The sequence below is a fragment of the Achromobacter sp. GQ309 genome, from assembly GCF_059759315.1.
The window spans coordinates 264166-282686 of the sequence record NZ_JCAXDP010000004.1 but is presented as its reverse complement, the minus strand read 5'-3'; the positions used below and the strand labels follow the sequence as shown (position 1 = coordinate 282686).

The window sequence follows — 18521 nt, the reverse complement described above, 5'->3', positions numbered from 1 at the left end:
GTGCAAAGCCTCTTTGGATGGATGAGCCGTCAGCCGGCGCGGTAGACGGTTTTGATCTGCGTGTAGAACTCCAGGCCCACGCGACCCGATTCGCGGAACGTGGAGGTGCTGGAATGCTTTAAGCCGCCGAACGGCGCGTTGATCAGGTTGCCGGTAGTGGTGCGGTTGATCTTCACGGTGCCTGCCTGGATATCGCGGGCGAAGCGGTGCGCGTAGCGCGCGTCGGTGGTGGCAATGGCGGCCGACAGGCCGTATTCCGTGTCGTTGGCCTGCGCGATGGCGTCTTCATAGCCGTCGACCTCGATCAGCGCGATCACGGGGCCGAAGATCTCTTCGCGGGCAATGCGCATCTGCTGCGTCACGCCGGCAAAGAGCGCGGGCGTGACGTAATAGCCGCGGTCGAAACCCGCGCCCGTCAGGCGATCACCGCCGTACAGGTGCGTGGCTTCCTGCTTGCCCACTTCGATATAGCCCAGCACGTTGTCGAGCTGGCGGGCGGTGGCCAGGGGGCCCAGGTCGAAATTGCCGTCCAGGCCGTTGCCGATGGTCAGCGTCTTGATCTTGGCGAGCAGCTTTTCCGTATAGGCGCCGCTGACCTTGCGGTCGACCAGCACGCGGCTGGTGCCGGTGCACGCCTGGCCGCTCAGCGAGAAACCGCCTTTGACTGCCAGGTCCACCGCGCGGTCCAGGTCGGCGTCGGCCAGCACGATCAAGGGATTCTTGCCGCCCAGTTCCATCTGCGTCCGGGTGGTCAGACCGGCCGTGCGATGGATCTGCTCGCCGGCGGCGGTGGAGCCGGTGAACGAAATGGCGCGCACCTGGCTCGCCCCCGTGATGCCTTCGCCCACCGCTCCTGCCGGGCCCGTCAGGAAGTTCAGCACGCCGGCCGGCAATCCGGCCTGCACGAAGGCCTCGGTCAGGCGATAGCCCGACATCGGCGCGTCGGACGAGGGCTTGAACACCACCGTGTTGCCCGTGATGAGGGCCGGTGCGATCTTGCGCGCCGGAATCGAGATGGGGAAATTCCAGGGCGAGATAACCGTCACCACGCCCAGCGGTTCGCGCTGGCTGTAGACGATCATGTCCGGATCGTCGTTGGGATAGGTCTCGCCGGTGAATGACTGGCCTTCGACCGCATAGAAACGGATCGTCTGCGCCGAACGCAAGACCTCGTCCTTGGCCAGGTTCAGGCCCTTGCCTTCTTCACGGGTCAGTTCGCGCGCGATCGACGCGGCGTTGTCTTCCAGATGCTGGGCCGCCTTGAACAGGATGGCCGCGCGCTTGGAGATCGGCGTGTCGCGCCACGCGGCAAACGCCGCCTCGGCCGCCAGGACCGCCTGCCGGGCGTCTTCGGCGTTGGAGACCTGGAATTGCCCGACGACGTCGTCCGTGTCGGCCGGGTTGCGGTTCGGCGCGGTTTTACCCGACACGCTGGGCGTCCACTTGCCGCCGATGTAGTTCAAAAAGGTCTGCTGCGAGAGATCGTTCACGGGAGCGCTTCCTTGATTGAGTCTGGGCGGGCGCGGCAAGCGCAAGGCGCCTGGGCTACGTTCAGAACATTGTATACTTTAATCATTAGGCGACGATCCGTGGAAACCCCACCTGAAGCGTCAGCAAAAAGGCTCCCGCGCGGGAGCCTTTTCGCGTCAGGTCGCGCCGTTCAACTCCAGATCAGCACAGCGCAGATCGTCGAGACGAAGAGCGCCAGCAGCACGGGCAGCAGCAGCGCGCGCACCAGCGACAGCACATTCACCCGCGCAAACCCCGCCACCGCGATCAGCGAGGACCAGGCGATCAGCGTGCCGCCGCCCGTCCAGACGGCGCCCATCTGGCCGACCGCCGCCAGCGTCGCGGGGTCTACGCCGACGACCGGACCCAGCGCGCCGGATAACGTGCCCGTGAGCGGCAGGCCTGCGAAGCCCGAGCCGTCGATGCCGGTGATCATGCCGACCAGCAGCACACCGAAGGCAACGAGGAAGTGGTTTTCCGGGATGAGATGCTGTGCGGCGGAGATCACCTCGAAGAGCAGGCCGGGCGCCTGCGCCGCCGGCACGCCCAGGATCTGCGCGGCCGTCTCATTGGCGCCCACGAAGAAGAAGCCCGCGATGGGCAGCACGGAACCCATCGCCTTGAAGGCGAACACGAAGCCGTCGGTCACGTGTTCCGGACAGACGTCCAGCATCTTGCGAGGGCCTTCGGCGGCCAGCGTCACCAGCATCATCACCACGAAGGCGACGCCGCCGACCAGCGCCGCCGCATCGCCGCCGCGCAGGGCGGGCAGCGACGGGAACAGCCGGGGCAGCACCATCACGGCGATCACGGCCAGGAATGCCAGCGGCGTCACCACCGCAAACACCTTCGACCAGCGGACACGGCGCTGCTCTTCCTCGCTCAGCGCGGGGCCGGCGGGCAGCGCGGGATCGGCGCCCATCGTGCCGCGGGCAAGTTCCGCCTTGTCGAACGACCCGGCCTGTTCCATGCGCGCCAGACTGCCGTCCTGCGCGCGGGCCTGCCAGGCCGTCAGCAGCGCGGGATCGGCCGGCACGATGTGACGGCGCACCAGCAGGTAGGCCGCCACCAGCGCGATCCCGCCGGTGATCAAGGACAACACGAGCGCGCGGTCGGCCACGACGGCGGCGCTGACGGCCGCCCCCGCCGCCTTGGCGCTGATGCTCGGCGCCACGCCGATCACGTAATCCGACGACAAGGCCATCCCCTGCCCCGCGATCGCGATGGCCATGGCGCCGGCCAGCGGCGGCAGCCCGGCCGCGATGGCCGCCGGCAGCAGGATGGCGGACACCAGCGGCACGGCGGGCGTGGGCCAGAAGAACAGCGAGATTACATAGGTACAGAGGGCGATGATCACGAACGACGAATGCCCGCCCCGCATGACCCGCCGAAATGGCTGGACCATGCGCACGTCCGCCTGCAGCGTCTTCAGGGAATTGAGAAGCGCCGTCATGAAGGTGATGACGAGAAAGATGTTGAAGAGCTCTTTGGCGGCGACGAAGCTGGCGGAAAAGATGCCGATCAGCCCGCTGATCGGATTGCCCGTGATCGCCAGCACGACCAGGAATGTACCGATGACGGAAGGCACCACGACATTGGCGCGCAGGATCATCGTCAGGATGATGGCGGCCACACTGATCAGGTAAATCCAATGAGCGGCAGTGAGCACGACGTCGGATTGCATGCGCTATTCCCCTTGTATGCGTGGCTGTTGGGTCGCCACACTCGGTATACTATATTTCGTTAGAAGCCATACCAACCGAAATATGCGCCGCCTAGGGAAATCGATAGTGCGGGTTTCAGCCTGATTTTCAGCTGAAAATCAAGGGATTACCCGGAGTTTTTGGAAATTTGCGATCAAGGTCCGAATTCACCGATAGACTATCGTATACATAAATTACAAAGCCCTCAGGCATGTTGTCCTCCCTGATAACCACCGATCTGTGGCATTACGCGGCCATGGCAGCCGTCGTGTTCGGCGCGGCCGTCGCCCAAGGCGTGGGCGGCGTGGGGTTTGCCATGTTCGCCGCACCCGTCGCCGCCATGTTCTTCCCGCAATTGGCGCCTGGCCCGCTTCTGACCCTGGGCGGCTTCATTTCGCTCTTGACCGCCCTGCGCGAGCGGGGCGCCATCGATTGGCCCGCCGTCTCCTACGCCCTGGCCGGGCGCGCCGTCGGCACCCTGATCGCGATCTACGCCATGGCGCGCTTTGCGCCCCAGGCGCTGGGCGTGCTTTTTGCCTGCATGATCCTGGCCGCCGTCGCGCTCAGCGTGGCGGGACTGAAGTTCTCCGCGACGCCGGGCCGGGTGTCCGGGGCGGGCGTGGCCTCGGGGATCATGGGCACGATGACGTCGGTGGGCGCCCCGCCCATCGCCATCGTGCTGCAGCACGCCGCGCCGCCGCGGCTGCGCGCCACGCTCGGCATGGTGCTGTTCCTGGGTTCCATTTTTTCGCTCGCCATGCTGGCGCTGGCCAAGCGCTACACGGGTTATCACGCCGGGTTGGCGCTCAGCCTGGCGCCGTTTCTGCTGGCCGGATTCGCCGTCTCCAGCCGGCTGCGCACCCTGCTGCCTCCCCGCGCGGTGCGCGGTGTGCTGCTCGTCGCCTGCGCCATGGGCGCGGTGGGCGTGCTGGTGAAGTCATTCTGGGTGCACTGATGCGGCAAACCGCCAGCGACGGACGGCTACACCCGGTAATACAATGCCGACTATATCCATTACGCCAAACCTGCTCGCCATGACAACCTCCCCCGTCAGCCCGCAAGCCGTCGAGACGCAGCATTCCTCCCCGCTGAAGATCGGCGAGCAGCACCCGCAGTTGTTTGCCGTCATCCGCGACAAGCTGCGCGAACGCATCCTGAGCGGCGAGTTCACGCCCGGCGACCGCCTGGTGGAAGGCCGCCTGTCCGAAGAAATGGGTGTATCCCGTATCCCGGTGCGCGAGGCATTGCGGGCGCTGGCCGCCGAAGGCCTGGTCACAATCGAGCCGCGGCGCGGCGCGTCGGTGTCGGTGCTGTCCGATGCCGTGGCCTACGACATGGTGGAAGTGCGCGCCACGCTGGAAGGCCTGAACGCCAAGCTGGCCGCGCAGCGCCGCGACGAAAAGACGGTGGAGCGCCTGCAGGCGTTTCTGCGCGAAGGCACGGAAGCCGCGCGCGACGAGAAACTGGACAAGTTCCTGGCGCTCAATTCGCAGTTCCATGAAATGCTGGCCACGATCGGCGGCAACGTGGTGCTGACCGACCTGATGCGCTCGCTGCGCGATCGCACCGCCCTGCTGTTCGCGCCCAGCAACATGCGCCGCGCCAAGCAGAACTGGGACGAGCATTCGCAGATCCTGAATGCCGTCATCGCGGGCAACGGCGATCTGGCGGCGCTGCTGGCCAGCCAGCACGTGCACAACGCGGCCAAGGCCTACACCGAAGCGCAGCAGCCGCCGCAGCAGGCGTCGGTGGCCTGAGCGCCTGACCCCTGACGAGCGGCTGTCACCGCCGCCGCGCCGGCGCCGGGGCGCCCCCGCCATCCGCTCATCCCGACGTGGCCGTTTCCACCGCGCCCGGCGCCGCGCCGACCACGATCCCCTTGCCGTTCTGCACCACCCACGACACCTTCACGTCGCCATTCACGAACGTCTGGCAGGCCATGCGGTAGCCGGCCTCGAAATCTTCCGGCCGCAGGTGCTTGCGCTCCTTTGGCTTGATGGCGTCGGTGTTTTCCAGCCCCTCTTCGATCCGGCATTTGCAGGTGCCGCACAGGCCGCCCCCACACTTGAACGGGATGCCGCCCTTTTCCTTGAGCGACACGCGCAACAGGTTGCTGTTTTCCGGCGCGGTGGCGACCATGCCGCCGTTGGATAGGAACGTGATCTGGACCATATATTCAGTGCTCCGCGGCGCGCACGCCGGACCGCAGCGTCAGCGTCGACGCCATGCTGCCAAAACGCGTCAGGTGCGCCAGCTCCTTGCGGGCCGCGTCCACCGACGAGAACTTCTCCAGGAATTTGGACGGCACGTGGTTGACCACGTAGGGCGGCGTTTCCTCGGTGACCACCAGCTTGATCTCACGGTCCAGGCGGGCAATGCTGAACACCGCCAGCGCGCGCCCGTAGAACACGTAGTCGTAGGTCTCGATGATGTCGGCGCCATCGCCCGCCTCGGTGCGGAAGACGCCGGGCTTGGAGGTCAGGATCACATAGGTGGATTGCGCCGCCATCATGCCTCCACGTCCTGCGACAGCTCGATGTCGCTGCTCAGCCAAAGCTGGCATGCCAGCCGGTAGCCCTGGTCGACACGGTCGCCCAGCTGCTTCTTTTCCTTCCAGTTCACCGGCGGCAGATGCTCGGCGCCGGCGATGATGCGGCACGCGCACTTGGCGCACTTGCCCATGCCGCATTCATAGCGCAGATGCGGAAACGGAAACTGCTTGATGCCGGCCCGCACCACCAGGTTGGTGTTGTCCTTCACCACGTCGGTGTAGGTCTGGCCGCCTTTATGAAACACAACGGTAGGCATGAGGTCTTCGTCCAGGTTCTGCGGTGCGGCCACCGCCCGGCCGGGCCGGGCGGGCCGGGCGGGTTCGGGCGATCAGGCGGCAAGGCCCAGTTCGGGCAGCTTGATCTCGTCCTGCACGTAGTCGGTGTAGAGCGCCGTGGTGTACAGCAGCCGCATCTGCGCGCCGATTTCGCAGATCTTCAGGCAGCGCTGCTGCAGGTCCACCGTGTTGGCGTGCTCCAGCACGATCTGGTAGCCGCGTTCGCCATGGATCTCGTCGGACACGATGTGCAGGTCGAAGAACTCCACTTCCTCGTCGGTGAAGCCGTACTTCTCGCGCAGGGTCGGCGTCTGCTTGCGGTAGATGGAGGGCACCTGCGATTCCAGACCCACCACCAGGCCGGCCACCGCGACGATCGGATCCTCGCGCATGGCCACGGCATAACACCAGCTTTGCAGCGCGCGCGTCGTGGGCGACATGTTGTCCGGATTGGTGACCCGTTCGCGGGTGGTGCCGCAGGCTTCGGCAAAGCGGATCAGCAGGTCGGTGTGGCGGTCGCCGCCGATCTCCTCTTCGTACATGTTGGCCAGCAGGAAATCCTTGGCCTCGGTATAGGTGTCCGGCGTGCGGGCGTACAGGTAGCCCAGGTAGTCGGCAAAGGGGCCGACATAGTGATAGTGGTTCTCGGCCCAGCGCGACAGATGCTCGCGGCTCAGCTTGCCTTCGGCCCAGGCGATCGAAAAGGGCGACGCGTTGGCGCTCTTGCCCTTGATCGCGTTTTCCAGCGCCGTGCGGAATTCATCTCGGTTCATCAGTTCTGCCATGACTCGCTCCAGGTCCAGTGGGAGAAATTCCAGGCCTGTGTCAGCCCGGGCATGATGAACATTGTATACCGTCTACTGTTTTGAGCCGCTAGGGCAATCCCGGAGTTCCTCGCTTAAAGAGGGACAGTTTCAACCAGATCAAGCACTTACCATCCGTGAGGCGAATTGGACCGGAGCGCGCCGAAGGCGTACAATGAATACAATTTCAACGCAATACGGAAATACCATGAACACCCGCCACCCGCTGGGCGACACCCCGATCGGTCAACAACTGCTCACCCACTACGCTCGCCGCGACGCCGTGCGCCACGCCACGCCGCTGTTCCCGTCGTCCTGGGCCGAATTGCTGGCCCCGTTCCGCAACGCGCGTCTGCAACCACTACGCGCAGCCGCACCCGCCGCACGCACGCAACGCGACGACACCGTCTGCCAAGCTGGCTGAAGGAAAAGCCCGGGACAGAGCGTCCTGGCTTGAAAAGGCCGGGATTGAAACACCCCGGCTTGAACGCCCGGGACGTCTTCCCGGACGAGCGAAGCGCCGTCAGCGCTGTTAGCCCCGTCAGCGCCGTGCGCGCAGACTGACCTGCATCCGGGCGTTCTGCTGCGCCGCATTCCGCTGACGCCGGGCATTGCCGCCGGCAAGCATCAGCACAATCGCAAAGCCTACGGAATAGGCCAGCACGTCCCACCAATCCGGCACGCTGCCGAACACCACGCGCAACACCGGCTGCTCGATGCGCCAGCCAAAGTGCCGCGCCAGGTATTGGCCCAGTTCGACCGCATACCCCGTGAACAGCGCCGCCAGCGCCAGCGGCAGCACGCCCGCTCGAACAAAGCTGCGGTACAGCAGATAGGCCCAGCCCACCGCCACCACGTCCCCCACGAATCCACGCAGGAAGGGATAGGGCGCGCCCACGGTGGCGATCAGCGCCAGCACGGCGGTCACGGCAAGCAGGGCGGCGAACGCGCGCCCGTTGAAAGTCAGAGTCATTGAATCAGCAAACGTAAATAGTGAAACAGGGAGGGGCGCGGCTGCGTTCGCGGCGGCTGCGCATCGCTGCCTGAATTCGCGCAAGAATCCGCACACGCAGCGCTGCTACGCCCGCGCGCCGGCCGGTAACAAGGCCAGCGCGCAGGTTACCGGAAAAGCGCGGGCCGCCCTCCTCGGCCGCCTGCCTTGGGCGTACCATGGAGCGACCCCGACCCAGCCCAGAACGGGCGCGATCCTCGCGTCCGGCCACGTTCCCATGCTGCAGCCCGTTTCGGCTTCGACCGATCTGCCGGCGGCCCCTCCGGCCGCGCCCGCGCCTGTCCTCCAGGTCAGCACGCTTTCCCCCCTCGCCTTTCCCGCCTTTCGCATCATCTGGATCGCCAACCTGTTTGCCAACCTGGGCACCTGGGCGCAATCGGTGGCCGCCGCGTGGGTCATCACCACGGAGCAGAGCAGCCCGCTGATGGTCGCGATGATCCAGGTGGCGGCGGCGTTTCCGCTGGTCGCCCTGTCGATCCTGACCGGGGTGCTGGCCGACAACCACGACCGGCGCCGCGTCATGCTTGCGGGCATGCTGCTGGAGCTGGCGGGCGGCGTCTTCATCACCATCCTGGCCTTCGCGGGGCTGCTGCACCCCATCACGCTGATTGCATCCGTGTTCTGCATCGCCATCGGCAGCGCGATCGTCACGCCCGCATGGCAGGCCGCCGTGGGCGAACAGGTGCCGCGCGAGCACGTCGGCAGCGCCGTGCTGCTGAACAGCGTCAACTTCAACGTCGCGCGGGCGGTGGGGCCGGCCATCGGCGGCCTGCTGCTGGGCGCGTTGGGCACGTCCTGGGTCTTTCTGCTGAACTGTTTCTGCTACGCCGGGCTGATCTGGGCGATCTGGCGCTGGAAGCGCGACCTGCCCGTGCGCCGGCTGCCGCCCGAAGGCCTCTTTGAAGGCGTGGTCGCCGCGCTGCGCTACACGCAGCATTCGACGGTGACGCGCGTGGTGATGCTGCGCTCGTTCGCCTTCGGCCTGTCCGCCAGCGCGCTGTGGGCGTTGTTGCCGCTCTTGGCGCACGAGCACGAAAGCGGCAGCGCGCTGCTTTACGGCTACATGCTTGGCGCGCTGGGCGTGGGCGCCATCCTGGCCAGCGTGGTGGTGCGCCGGGCGCGCGCGGCGTGGGGATCCAGCGGCCTGATCAGCGTGGCCGCCGCGCTCCTGGCCGCCTGTCTGCTGGCGCTGGGCCTCACCGATACGCTGTGGGTTGCGTTTCCGGCGCTGCTCCTGTCGGGCGGCTGCTGGATCGGCGTGCTGGCCACCTACAACACGACCGTGCAGCTTCTGGTGCCGGACTGGGTGAAGGCGCGCGCGCTGGCGCTGTATCAGACCGCGATCTTCGGCGGCCTGGCGGCGGGCTCGTTCATGTGGGGTCACTTCGCGGGCACGATGGGCGTGTCCGGCGCGATGTCGGCCGCCGGCATCATGCTGGGCGTGACCGTGGCGCTGCTGTACCGCTCGCGTCTGCCGGAACAGGTGGACGCGCGGTCGCTGACGCGCGCCGACGACACCGAACCGGCCATGGCCGCCGCCGGCTTCAATACGCAGCGCGGCGCGGTGCTGGTTGCCGTCGAATACCTGGTCACCGCAGACAAGCTTGCCGCGCTGATCCACGCCGCCCGGCCGCTGCGCCTCTTGCGGCTGCGCAATGGCGCGCAGCAGTGGCAGCTGTTCCGCGACCTGGAGCGCGAGGGCGTCTGGCGCGAGGTCTTTCTGGTGGAAAGCTGGATGCAGTACCTGCGGATGATCGACCGCATGACGCTGGCCGACAAGATGGTGCTGGACGAGGTGCGCGCCTTGCACGCGGGCGACAAGCCGCCGGTGGTGTCGCGCAACGTCAGCTATCTGGCCATGAACGAGGCGCAGGGTTTCTCGCTGCGCCGCGCCCCCGATTCCCGATGACGCGCGAGGCCCGACCATGCTTACCTCTCTGTGGCGCAATTGGCGGACCTGGCGGCGTGGCGGGTCGCAGCTTGACGTCATCCTGTCCAACGCCGACCCCCAAGCCCCGCTGGCCGAACGGAATCTGTGGCTGGTCGACCTTGGCCGCTGGCTGAACCGTCCGGACGGCGAACCGGCACGGGAAGACGGGCGCGACCCGCGTCACGCCCGCCTGCGCTACCTGTTGCAGGTGCTGGAACGCAATCCCGCTGTCGCGGCCCGCACGGCGGCCACGCTGCGCTCGGTGCTGGTGGACAACGACCCCACCGCGCTCCTGTGCGACACCGGCGTGGCGTCACGCCCCGGATTCTGGGGCGAGTTGTGGCGCCGCGTCGTCGCCTGGATGCTGCCGCCGACCGTCAATCAGGGCGATATGTCGGGCCTCTTCACGCTGCTGTTTCGCCGCGCCGGCGACGCGCAATGGATCGAATCGCTGGACGACGAGACGCTGGCGCGCGTGCGCGCGCTGCTGCGTCTGAAAGAGGACGACCCGGCAAAAGAACCCGATGCGTTGTCAGTCCCCACGCCCGAGGCGCTTGCCCGGCGGCTGGACCAGGCACTGACCAGCAGCATGCAGGTGCTCGTCAGCCAGGTGGGCGCCGTCGGACTCAGCCAGGATATCCGCTCCCGTGTGCCGGGCCGCGTCGAAGTATCGCCGTTTTTCACGCTGGAGGGCACCGCGGCAGAACTCTTCGACAGCACACCGGACACGCCGCACGAGGTGGTGGGCCAGCGCCTGAACGTGCTGCGCGCCTTGCTGGACGACTGCCGCGCGGCCGGCGACGCCGTCTATGAAGAACTCAAGCGCAATGGCGTCGCGGTCGACGTGGTCTACCAGATCGAGTGCATGAAGCTGCGCCTGGCGCGCATCGAACTGCTGCTGGGCGTGTGGATCGACCCCACCCAACGCCACCGGTACGCGCACCTGATGGCCGAGCTGATCCGGTGCACATTGGCCCGCAGCAGCATCCGGCATCTGGCGGCGTCGTCGCTCTTGCAGTTGGCGCGCCGCGTGATGGACCGCAGCGCGGAGACCGGCGAACACTACATCGCCCGCGACACGCTGGAATACATGGACATGCTGAAGGCGTCCATGGGCGGCGGCTTCGTCGTGGCGTTCACGGTGTACGTCAAGTTCATCATCACGTCGGCCCACCTGGACAAATGGGTGGAAGGCCTGCTGAACGCACTGAACTACGCCGGCAGTTTTCTGGTGATCCAGTTCGCGCATTTCACACTGGCCACCAAGCAGCCGGCCATGACCGGGCCTGCGCTTGCCCGCCGGCTGGACGCGGCCTACTCGCCCGACGGGCGCGAGGCCTTCGTCGACGACACGCTGGCGATGCTGCGTTCGAACGCCGCCGCGATCGCGGGCAACCTGGCCGTGGTGTTTCCGCTGGCCTGGGCGATTCAATGGTTGGCCATGCGGTTTCTGGAACAGCCTTTGATCGATGCCGACAAGGCGCAAGACACGCTGCAATCGTTGTCGTTCTGGGGACCGACGCCGCTGTATGCCGCGGTGACCGGCGCATTGATCTGGGTGTCCAGCCTGATCGCAGGTTGGGCCGACAACTGGTTCGCGCTGCATCGCGTGCACGACGTGATGGCGTACGGCCGGCGCACGCGCTACCTGCTCGGGGCGCGCGGCGCCGTTCGGTGGGCGGGCTTCTGGCGGCGCAACGTTTCGCAGATCGCCGCCAACGTTTCGCTGGGACTGATGCTGGGCCTGCTGCCGGCCCTTGTCAGCGCGCTGGGATCGACGCTGGAGGTCCGCCACGTGTCGCTCAGCGCCGGCCAGATCGCGGCCGCGATTGCGACGCTGGGCTGGGAGCTCGTGCATACGCAGATGTTCTGGCTGGCCGTGGCGGGCACGGTGGCGACGGGCGCGCTGAACGTCATCGTCAGTTTTGCGCTGGCCTTCAACGTGGCGCTGGCGTCGCGCGACATGCGCCGCGACGATCGCGTGTCGCTGACTGCCGGGGTGCGCCGCCGCATCCTGCGGCGGCCGGCGGCGCTATTCTGGCCGGTCAAGCCGCGCGCCACGCCCGTGCAATCCTGACGCGCTGCGCTGGGCAGGCCTGACTGACATGGTGCGCCTGAACGGACGCGGCTGCGGCGCCGCGTGTTCAGAACGTGATCGTGGCGGTGACCACGTCGCGGTACGTGCCGGGCCGGGGCGTCGTCTGCGCAGGCACGCGGCCATAGACCGTGAAGGTCTGATTGGCGCCCGTGCCCACGCCCGCCCGCGGCGCGCCGCCCGAGGCATCGCCCCACACCGTGCCGTAGGCCGCATCCTGGTAGAGCTGATAGCTCACGGTGTCGGCGGCGGTCGTGTGCTTCATTTTGCGCGCCAGCACGTTGCCGGCGACCGAGCCGCCATTCAACGCCAGGGAGAAGGCGTTGGCGTTGGTGCAGCGGACGGTGATCTGGCTGTTGGCCGTGACCGCAGCGCTCAACACGCCGCGCGGGGGAAACGCCATGTCCGTCGCGTTGATGGTGCAGTTCTTCTGCACGGTCGTGCGCACCACCAGCGGAATCGTGATGCGCTGCGTCGGCGCCGCCAGCGGGCAGTTGGACAGGCCCGACAGCAGGCCGAACAGCACGTCCAGGCGGCCGGTCGTCGCATAGGTTTCGCTGTAGACGGTATTGGCGTTGCCGACCGTCGGCACCGTAGACTGCCCGCCCGGCAGCTTGCCGTAGAACCGGAAGGTGGTCGACACGTTGCCGCCCCCCAGCAGCGGGCCGGTGAGCGTCTGCGACGTCGGTTGCCCGGCCGTCGCCGCGCCCCATATCTGCGTCCGCGCCGCGTCCGTGTACAGGTTGTAGTTCATGCGGTTCGTGCCCGCGCCCAGGGCGCGCGCCGCGATGGACGGACTGGTGTTGCCCACGCCCAGGCTGAAGCACAGCCGCGCGCCGATGGCGAGCAGCGAAAAATTGCAGGTCACGGCAACCGTTCCGTCCGCCACCGTGTCGCCCGGCAGCAGCGGATTGACCGTGCCGAAGTCCAGCGTGGCAGTCGTGCCGGCCGACAGCGCGCAGGTGTTTGCCTGCGCCGAGCCGGCGTAGCCCGCGCAGACGCCCATGGCGGCAAGCAGCAGGGCGATTCTCATGGTTGCCCCCTTTCCAACGGCTCGCACACGATCGGTCCCAGCGTCGGCAGCGGATCGGCATCCGAGTGCGCGTAATCGAACACGGCCTCGCACGACACGCCACCACCGCGCACCCGCAACCGGTTGGTCGCTGCCACGTCCTCCACGAACGTCAGGCCGTCGTAGCCCACCACCGTGCGCTTGCCGCTTTCGATGTGCGCAACCTCGGCCCCGACTGGCACGAAGGCCCCGTCCGGCAGCGTCAGGATCACCGAGGCCGCGTCGTACTTTTCCACCTTGAACGTGGTCAGCACGCCGGCGCCGGACTGCGGCACGACGACCGCCCGCGTCGAGTCCAGCCGCACGTCCACGGGCAGGTCTTCCGGGTCGATGGAGATGCGGTTGGTCTGGTAGGCGTTCAGGTCGGGCACCAGCAGATGACCGCTGCCGTTCGTGCGGCCCAGCCGGCGGTTTTCGTGCAGCACCGCGACGTCGGCCGTGCCATCGGTGGAGACCAGCGCGAAGCTGTCGTTGATGCGGCGCGACGGGATCACCGTGCTGTCCATCATCACCAGCGACCCCGAGGCCTGCACCGACGCCTGCGTGCGGCCGCCATAGTCCTGCACCAGCCCGCTGACCAACCCGTACTGGCCCAGATACTGAAGTTGGCCCTGGTTGAGCTGCATGCCGCCGCTGCGGCCGTTCTGCACTGCCCACCCCCAGCCGCCCTCGTACGGCACGCTGCTCTGCGCGTTGACGCTGTAGGTGTCCTCGCCGCCTTGGCGGCCGACAGACACGCCGGCCTGCGCGCGCTCGCCCAGCATCACCGCCAGACCCAGGAACACGCCTTCCGAATTCGATTGCGAAAAGTCCTTGTACGCGCTCAGCGTCAGGACCACGCGGCTGTGCAGGTTGGCCGTGTACGAGGCCGACCCCAGCTTTGCCATCGGCACGTCCGGCATGCGGTAGCCGATGTAGCTGAGCGCCACGCTTTGCGAGCGGCCCAGCGGCATCGACACCGTCACGCGGTCGGTCTGGCGCGGCACCGGCGCGTCCTCGCGCGAGCCCAGGTCGCCGTAGTTGCCGATCAGGCGCGTGACCTGCGTGTCCACGCTGAATTCGGGCCGCACGTACTGGTACCCCAGGCTGACCTGTCCGCCGCTGTAGTCCCCGGCGCTGCCGGAAAGCGAGCTGCTCAGCACGCCAAGCTGCCCCATCTTCACCATCGCGCCGGCGCCCGCGTTGTACAGCCCCGGGCCGGCCTCGGTGTGCGCCTCCAGCGTCAGGTTGTCGGTGTAGCCGTAACGCCCAGACGCCGTCAGCACCGGCTTGCTGTCGTAGTCGAACGAGCGCACGCTGAACTGGCGGCGCACGAAGCCCGCCTCGACCGACCAGCTGGACAGCCCCGCCGCAAGCATCCGCGGGTCGATGTACAAGGGGACCGACGTGCTGACGGTGCGGCCCAGCGCGTCGCGCGTGATCAAGGTTGCCTGGCCCGCGCCGGTGATGCCCGGAATCTGGTTGACCACGAACGGCCCCGGCGGCACGTTGCCCGAGTACTGCTGCACGCCATTGACGAACAGCGACACCGACGACGGCACGACCGACGACGCGCTCAGCGACGACACGGGAAAGGTGACCAGGTCCGGACGCAGCGCGAAGTTGCGCCCCCATTGCACGCCGGCCACGCGTACCGAGCGCGACCAGTTCAGCGACGAGGTGATCGTGTCGCCCAGGCGCAGCGTGCGCAGCGTCTCCTGATCCGAGCGCGTCCAGAATGTGTCGTAGCGCACGTATTCATCGCCGCGGCCGCCGAAGTAGGCCGTGCCCGAATTGCTGAACACGCCATTCGAATCGAAGTAACGCTGTTCGGAATACAGCGACAGCCCGTACTCGTAGTCGGTCTGCGCATAGGCGTCGTAGTTCACCACCACGCCGCGCCCGGCCGTCGCCAGCGGCGTGGCCGGCAGTCCGCGGGTATTCACCTCGTACGGCACGCGCAACGTGTCGGGCAGCACCAGATCCACCGACTGCGCCGCCGGGTTGTACACGTAGCGCAGGCCGGCCACGGCATCCAGGCTGACTTCGCGCGTCGCGGACATGCCGATCACGGACAGGTTCACGCCCAGCGAACGCAGCGCGGCGCCGCTGACGGACAGGCGGCCATGCGTGTCGTGAAAGCGCAATAGCTGGGATGTGTTGACGCCGTTGATGCTGACCTCCAGGTACACGTCACGCTCGGCGATGCTGCCGAACGAGACCAGTTGACCGGGCACATCCGCCGCCTGGGCAGGCGCACCCAGCAGGAAGAGTGCGACACCCAAGGCGCGTTGCCCGCGGAGACGGGTAGCGCGCACTGCCATAGACTGCCCTTCTGTGGTTGCCGGCGGGCCGAGCGGCAAGCCGGAACGCGGTCATGCCGTCAACGCGGGCTGACGGTGACCGTGTCGCCGTTGATCATTGCCCTGATCTTTACCGGCCCGGCCGCGTCCTGCTTTGCCGGAATGCTCCATTGGCGCGCCCGGTTGGCCAGCGCATAGCCCAGCAGCCCCTCCACCTCGGCCACGGGCTTGCCCGCCGCATTCAGGATCTGCAGCGCGGCCACCTGCGCATAGCGGCTGCCGCTGTTGGACAGCCTCACCACCCAGTCGCCGCCAGCGCGTTCCGCGCGCCACGCCAGCTCGGGTTCCGGAGATGGCGTCGTGCCGGACACGAACACCGGCACCGAATAACGCAAGCGCAGCACCACGCCATTCACGCCGGGCGAGGACGGGTCAGGAATTTCGTCGATGATGAGGCGGAACCCCTGCTGCAGCGACGGCGCGTTCTTGGACACGCGCACCAGCCGGACGAGCTGCTCGCCGCCAGGCGGCACCTGGATGATGGGTGGACTGGCCTGGATGTCGTCGGTTGGCGAGAGCACGTCGTCGCCGTCCGCCTGTTCCCAGCCGTAGATGCGCACCTGCCCGTAGATCGGCGTGGACCCGGGATTGCGCAGCATGATGCCGCTTGCACCCTGCGTGGGCGCAAGCTCGACGAGCACCGGAGAGATCTGCAGGGCAGCCGCCACCGCTGCGCCGCCCCAGCCTGCCAGGCAGGCGGCAAGCAGCGCCCGAAAAAGCATCCGCATCGGGCGGCCCCCTTAGAAGTAGACCGTCGCGGTAACCGTGGAAGAGTAGGTGCCGGGCGCCGGCGTGGTCTGCGCGGGCACGACGCCGTTCACCTGGATGGGCTGCGCGGCGCCGGTGCCGGTGCCGCCCACTCGCGCTGCAACGTCGGCATCGCCCCACACGACGGTCGTGCTGCCCGGTTTGTACAACTGATAAGCCACCGTCGCGGTATTGGCGCCGGTGCCGCTCAGAAATCGCTGGGCTTCCGTCGACCCCGTGCCCGTGCCCGCATTCAGGCCGACGGTATACGGGGTGGTATTGCTGCACGTAACTGACAGGTTGGTATTGCCGGTAACCGCGGTATTCAGCACGCCCTGACTGCCGAAACTGAGGTCAGTCGCGGAAATGACGCAATTGGCCGTAATGGTAAGCGTGACGTTGAAATTGGCGGTGGCGGTCTGAGCGAGCGCTATGCCGGGCGCTGCACCACCGATAAACAAACACAGCGTCGCTGCGCGCAAGGTCGGGCGTTTCATGAGGTATGCCTCCACGATATACGGTTGCACCATCAATCCTGCTGCGGATAATCGTACGTCCAAATATTGGTATGCGGCACCAAATAGTTTCATATACCAGGGGCATTTATTACGATTATTAACGAATCGGCCTGGGATACCGCACCGCAATAATTAACCTCTTCTTAGAAACCGTGGGAATTTCCGCTGTACATATTGTTGTGATTGAATTTCCATAGCAGTTTCATTAAGTGACAATTACCGCCTGATTATCCAATCGGATAATCGCCGCGCATGACAGGTTTAATCGGGCGCGCACATCCTGAATTGCCGCCCTGACCCGAGCCCACCCTGGCGCGCATGCCGTCAGACGAAAAGCCCGAATTCAAACAGCGCATTAGAATCAGTGCCTACGAATCCGGACGCACCGGCCGGACGCCCTCGCAGCGCAGCCCATTCATGCTCTCGTTCTCCCGCAGCACCGTCTATCCGGCCGGCGTCGGCCTGCCCGCCGCCGAACGGCTGGGCGCACTCATCGCCGTCATGCTGGCGGTCTGCATGGCCAGCCTGGATACGGCCATCGCCAATACCGCACTGCCGACCATCGCGCGCGACCTGCAGGCCAGCGAGGCGGGTTCCATCTGGGTCATCAGCGGCTATCAGCTGGCGATGGTGGCCGGCTTGCTGCCGGCGGCCGCGCTGGGCGAAATCCTGGGTCACCGGCGCGTCTACATCGTCGGGCTCGCGGTATTCACGCTGGCCTCGCTGGCAAGCGGCCTGGCGCCGTCGCTGCCCGTGCTGGTGGCCACGCGCATTCTGCAAGGGCTGGGCGCGGCGGGCGTGATGAGCGTGAACGGCGCGCTGCTGCGCTTCATCTACCCCTCGCACATGCTGGGCCGCGGCCTGGGCCTGAACGCCATGGTGGTGGGACTGTCGTTTGCCGGGGGGCCGACCGTGGCGTCGGCCATCCTGCTGCTCGGGTCCTGGCACTGGCTGTTTCTGGTCAATTTCCCCATCGGCATCCTGGCGGCGGTGCTGGCCCTGCGCGGCCTGCCCGACACCACGCGCTCCGGTCACGGATTCGACGGCCTGGCCGCGCTGCTGTGCGCGATGGCGCTGGGGCTGCTTGTCCTGGCGACCAATGAACTTGCGCACGGCGCCCCGTGGCCGCGCGTGGCGCTGGAGGGCGGCTTGGCAGCGGCCAGCCTCTGGCTGCTGATGCGGCGCCAGGCCGGTCACCCCGCGCCCATCCTGGCAGTGGACCTGCTGCGCCGCCCCCTCTTTGCGTTGTCCGCGGCCACCGCCGTGTGCGCGTTCGCCGCCCAGGCGCTGGCCTTCGTGTCGCTGCCGTTCCTGTTCCAGTCGGTGCTGGGCTACAGCCAGGTCCAGACGGGTTTTCTCATCACGCCATGGCCCGTCGTCGTGGCCATCATGGCGCCGATCGCGGGGCGGCTGTCCGACAGCTATCCGGCGGGCATGCTGGGCGGCGTAGGGCTTGCTTTGCTGGCGCTGGGCATGGCGTTGCTGGCGCTGATGCCGGCCGACCCGTCGGTGCTGGACATCTCATGGCGCATGGCGATCTGCGGCGCGGGCTTTGGTTTTTTCCAGTCCCCCAACCTGCGCGCCATCATGACCTCGGCCCCGGCGTCGCGGGCGGGCGGCGCCAGCGGGATGATCGGCACGGTGCGCCTGCTGGGCCAAGCCACGGGTGCGGCCTTGGTCGCTGCGTGCTTCAACGTCTCGACCACGCACGGCGCCATCGCGGCCCTGTGGCTGGGCGGCCTGTGCGCCGGGCTGGCCTGCATCGCCAGCTTTGCCCGCCTGCGGTTCGACGCGAGTGAACCGGTGCAGACTACGGCGTCGCGCTGATACGCCAGCAGTCCGATGACAACGTCATCACGCAACACTATTGCCGTTCGTGTCGATATATTCGGGCGGTGCGACGTCATATTCGTAAGATGTGCAACATCCGCTAAATAAGGTTCTGGCGGGGCCGTTGTCCTTA

The 18521-nt window shown here is 67.0% G+C and carries 17 protein-coding genes; 6 read left to right on the top strand and 11 right to left on the bottom strand.

Annotated elements, in window-relative coordinates; genetic code table 11:
- Positions 1–29: 29 nt before the first annotated feature.
- Positions 30–1490: an aldehyde dehydrogenase family protein gene (locus tag AC6CIE_RS14565; RefSeq protein WP_498092625.1), complete on the bottom strand. Its 1461-nt coding sequence runs from the start codon at positions 1488–1490 to the stop codon at positions 30–32.
- Between the two features lie 170 nt (positions 1491–1660).
- Positions 1661–3193: a hypothetical protein gene (locus AC6CIE_RS14560; protein WP_279975293.1), complete on the bottom strand. Its 1533-nt coding sequence runs from the start codon at positions 3191–3193 to the stop codon at positions 1661–1663.
- Positions 3194–3423: 230 nt separating this feature from the next.
- On the opposite strand from AC6CIE_RS14560, the gene AC6CIE_RS14555 reads away from it, so the two are divergent.
- Complete coding sequence (locus AC6CIE_RS14555; RefSeq protein ID WP_498092623.1) at positions 3424–4167, top strand: sulfite exporter TauE/SafE family protein; 744 nt, start codon at positions 3424–3426, stop codon at positions 4165–4167.
- A 79-nt stretch (positions 4168–4246) separates the two neighbouring features.
- Positions 4247–4969, top strand: coding sequence for a GntR family transcriptional regulator (locus AC6CIE_RS14550; protein ID WP_105237069.1), 723 nt, complete (start codon positions 4247–4249; stop codon positions 4967–4969).
- A 67-nt stretch (positions 4970–5036) separates the two neighbouring features.
- Here the strand turns inward: AC6CIE_RS14550 and AC6CIE_RS14545 are convergent, their stop codons facing one another.
- The 4 genes from AC6CIE_RS14545 to AC6CIE_RS14530 form a co-directional block, all read right to left on the bottom strand.
- The gene (locus AC6CIE_RS14545; RefSeq protein ID WP_498092621.1) at positions 5037–5384 is read right to left on the bottom strand and encodes a 2Fe-2S iron-sulfur cluster-binding protein; all 348 of its coding nucleotides are present in this window, start codon (positions 5382–5384) and stop codon (positions 5037–5039) included.
- A gap of 4 nt (positions 5385–5388) precedes the next feature.
- Entirely contained in the window at positions 5389–5724 is a 336-nt protein-coding gene (locus AC6CIE_RS14540; RefSeq protein ID WP_254594973.1) for a ferredoxin, read from the bottom strand.
- Positions 5721–6020 (bottom strand): 2Fe-2S iron-sulfur cluster-binding protein, encoded by a 300-nt coding sequence (locus tag AC6CIE_RS14535; protein ID WP_056566926.1) that lies wholly within the window; start codon positions 6018–6020, stop codon positions 5721–5723. The genes AC6CIE_RS14540 and AC6CIE_RS14535 overlap by 4 nt, the downstream gene beginning before the upstream one ends.
- Positions 6021–6092: 72 nt before the next feature.
- Entirely contained in the window at positions 6093–6824 is a 732-nt protein-coding gene (locus AC6CIE_RS14530) for an iron-containing redox enzyme family protein (protein ID WP_056319353.1), read from the bottom strand.
- Positions 6825–7050: 226 nt separating this feature from the next.
- Here AC6CIE_RS14530 and AC6CIE_RS14525 point away from each other — a divergent pair, with 226 nt between their 5' ends.
- The gene (locus AC6CIE_RS14525) at positions 7051–7266 is read left to right on the top strand and encodes a hypothetical protein (RefSeq protein WP_343736801.1); all 216 of its coding nucleotides are present in this window, start codon (positions 7051–7053) and stop codon (positions 7264–7266) included.
- Positions 7267–7383: 117 nt separating this feature from the next.
- Here the strand turns inward: AC6CIE_RS14525 and AC6CIE_RS14520 are convergent, their stop codons facing one another.
- Positions 7384–7815 carry a ribosomal maturation YjgA family protein gene (locus AC6CIE_RS14520; RefSeq protein ID WP_498092619.1) on the bottom strand — a complete coding sequence of 144 codons (432 nt, stop codon included), beginning with the start codon at positions 7813–7815 and terminating at the stop codon, positions 7384–7386.
- A gap of 256 nt (positions 7816–8071) precedes the next feature.
- On the opposite strand from AC6CIE_RS14520, the gene AC6CIE_RS14515 reads away from it, so the two are divergent.
- The gene (locus AC6CIE_RS14515) at positions 8072–9763 is read left to right on the top strand and encodes an MFS transporter (protein WP_498092617.1); all 1692 of its coding nucleotides are present in this window, start codon (positions 8072–8074) and stop codon (positions 9761–9763) included.
- 16 nt (positions 9764–9779) lie between these two features.
- Positions 9780–11861: a site-specific recombinase gene (locus tag AC6CIE_RS14510; RefSeq protein WP_498092615.1), complete on the top strand. Its 2082-nt coding sequence runs from the start codon at positions 9780–9782 to the stop codon at positions 11859–11861.
- A gap of 67 nt (positions 11862–11928) precedes the next feature.
- Here the strand turns inward: AC6CIE_RS14510 and AC6CIE_RS14505 are convergent, their stop codons facing one another.
- Genes AC6CIE_RS14505 through AC6CIE_RS14490 form a run of 4 tightly spaced genes read right to left on the bottom strand, consistent with a single transcriptional unit; the run spans position 11929 to position 16537 of the window.
- Positions 11929–12912, bottom strand: coding sequence for a Csu type fimbrial protein (locus AC6CIE_RS14505; protein ID WP_239215299.1), 984 nt, complete (start codon positions 12910–12912; stop codon positions 11929–11931).
- On the bottom strand, positions 12909–15254 hold the full coding sequence (locus AC6CIE_RS14500; protein WP_498092613.1) for a fimbria/pilus outer membrane usher protein: 2346 nt from the start codon (positions 15252–15254) through the stop codon (positions 12909–12911). The genes AC6CIE_RS14505 and AC6CIE_RS14500 overlap by 4 nt, the downstream gene beginning before the upstream one ends.
- 59 nt (positions 15255–15313) lie before the next feature.
- Positions 15314–16021: a fimbrial biogenesis chaperone gene (locus AC6CIE_RS14495; RefSeq protein WP_498092611.1), complete on the bottom strand. Its 708-nt coding sequence runs from the start codon at positions 16019–16021 to the stop codon at positions 15314–15316.
- Positions 16022–16033: 12 nt separating this feature from the next.
- Positions 16034–16537, bottom strand: a complete 504-nt coding sequence (locus AC6CIE_RS14490) for a Csu type fimbrial protein (RefSeq protein ID WP_175123769.1) — start codon at positions 16535–16537, stop codon at positions 16034–16036.
- Between the two features lie 438 nt (positions 16538–16975).
- Here AC6CIE_RS14490 and AC6CIE_RS14485 point away from each other — a divergent pair, with 438 nt between their 5' ends.
- On the top strand, positions 16976–18385 hold the full coding sequence (locus AC6CIE_RS14485; RefSeq protein WP_343737614.1) for an MFS transporter: 1410 nt from the start codon (positions 16976–16978) through the stop codon (positions 18383–18385).
- Positions 18386–18521 lie beyond the last annotated feature (136 nt).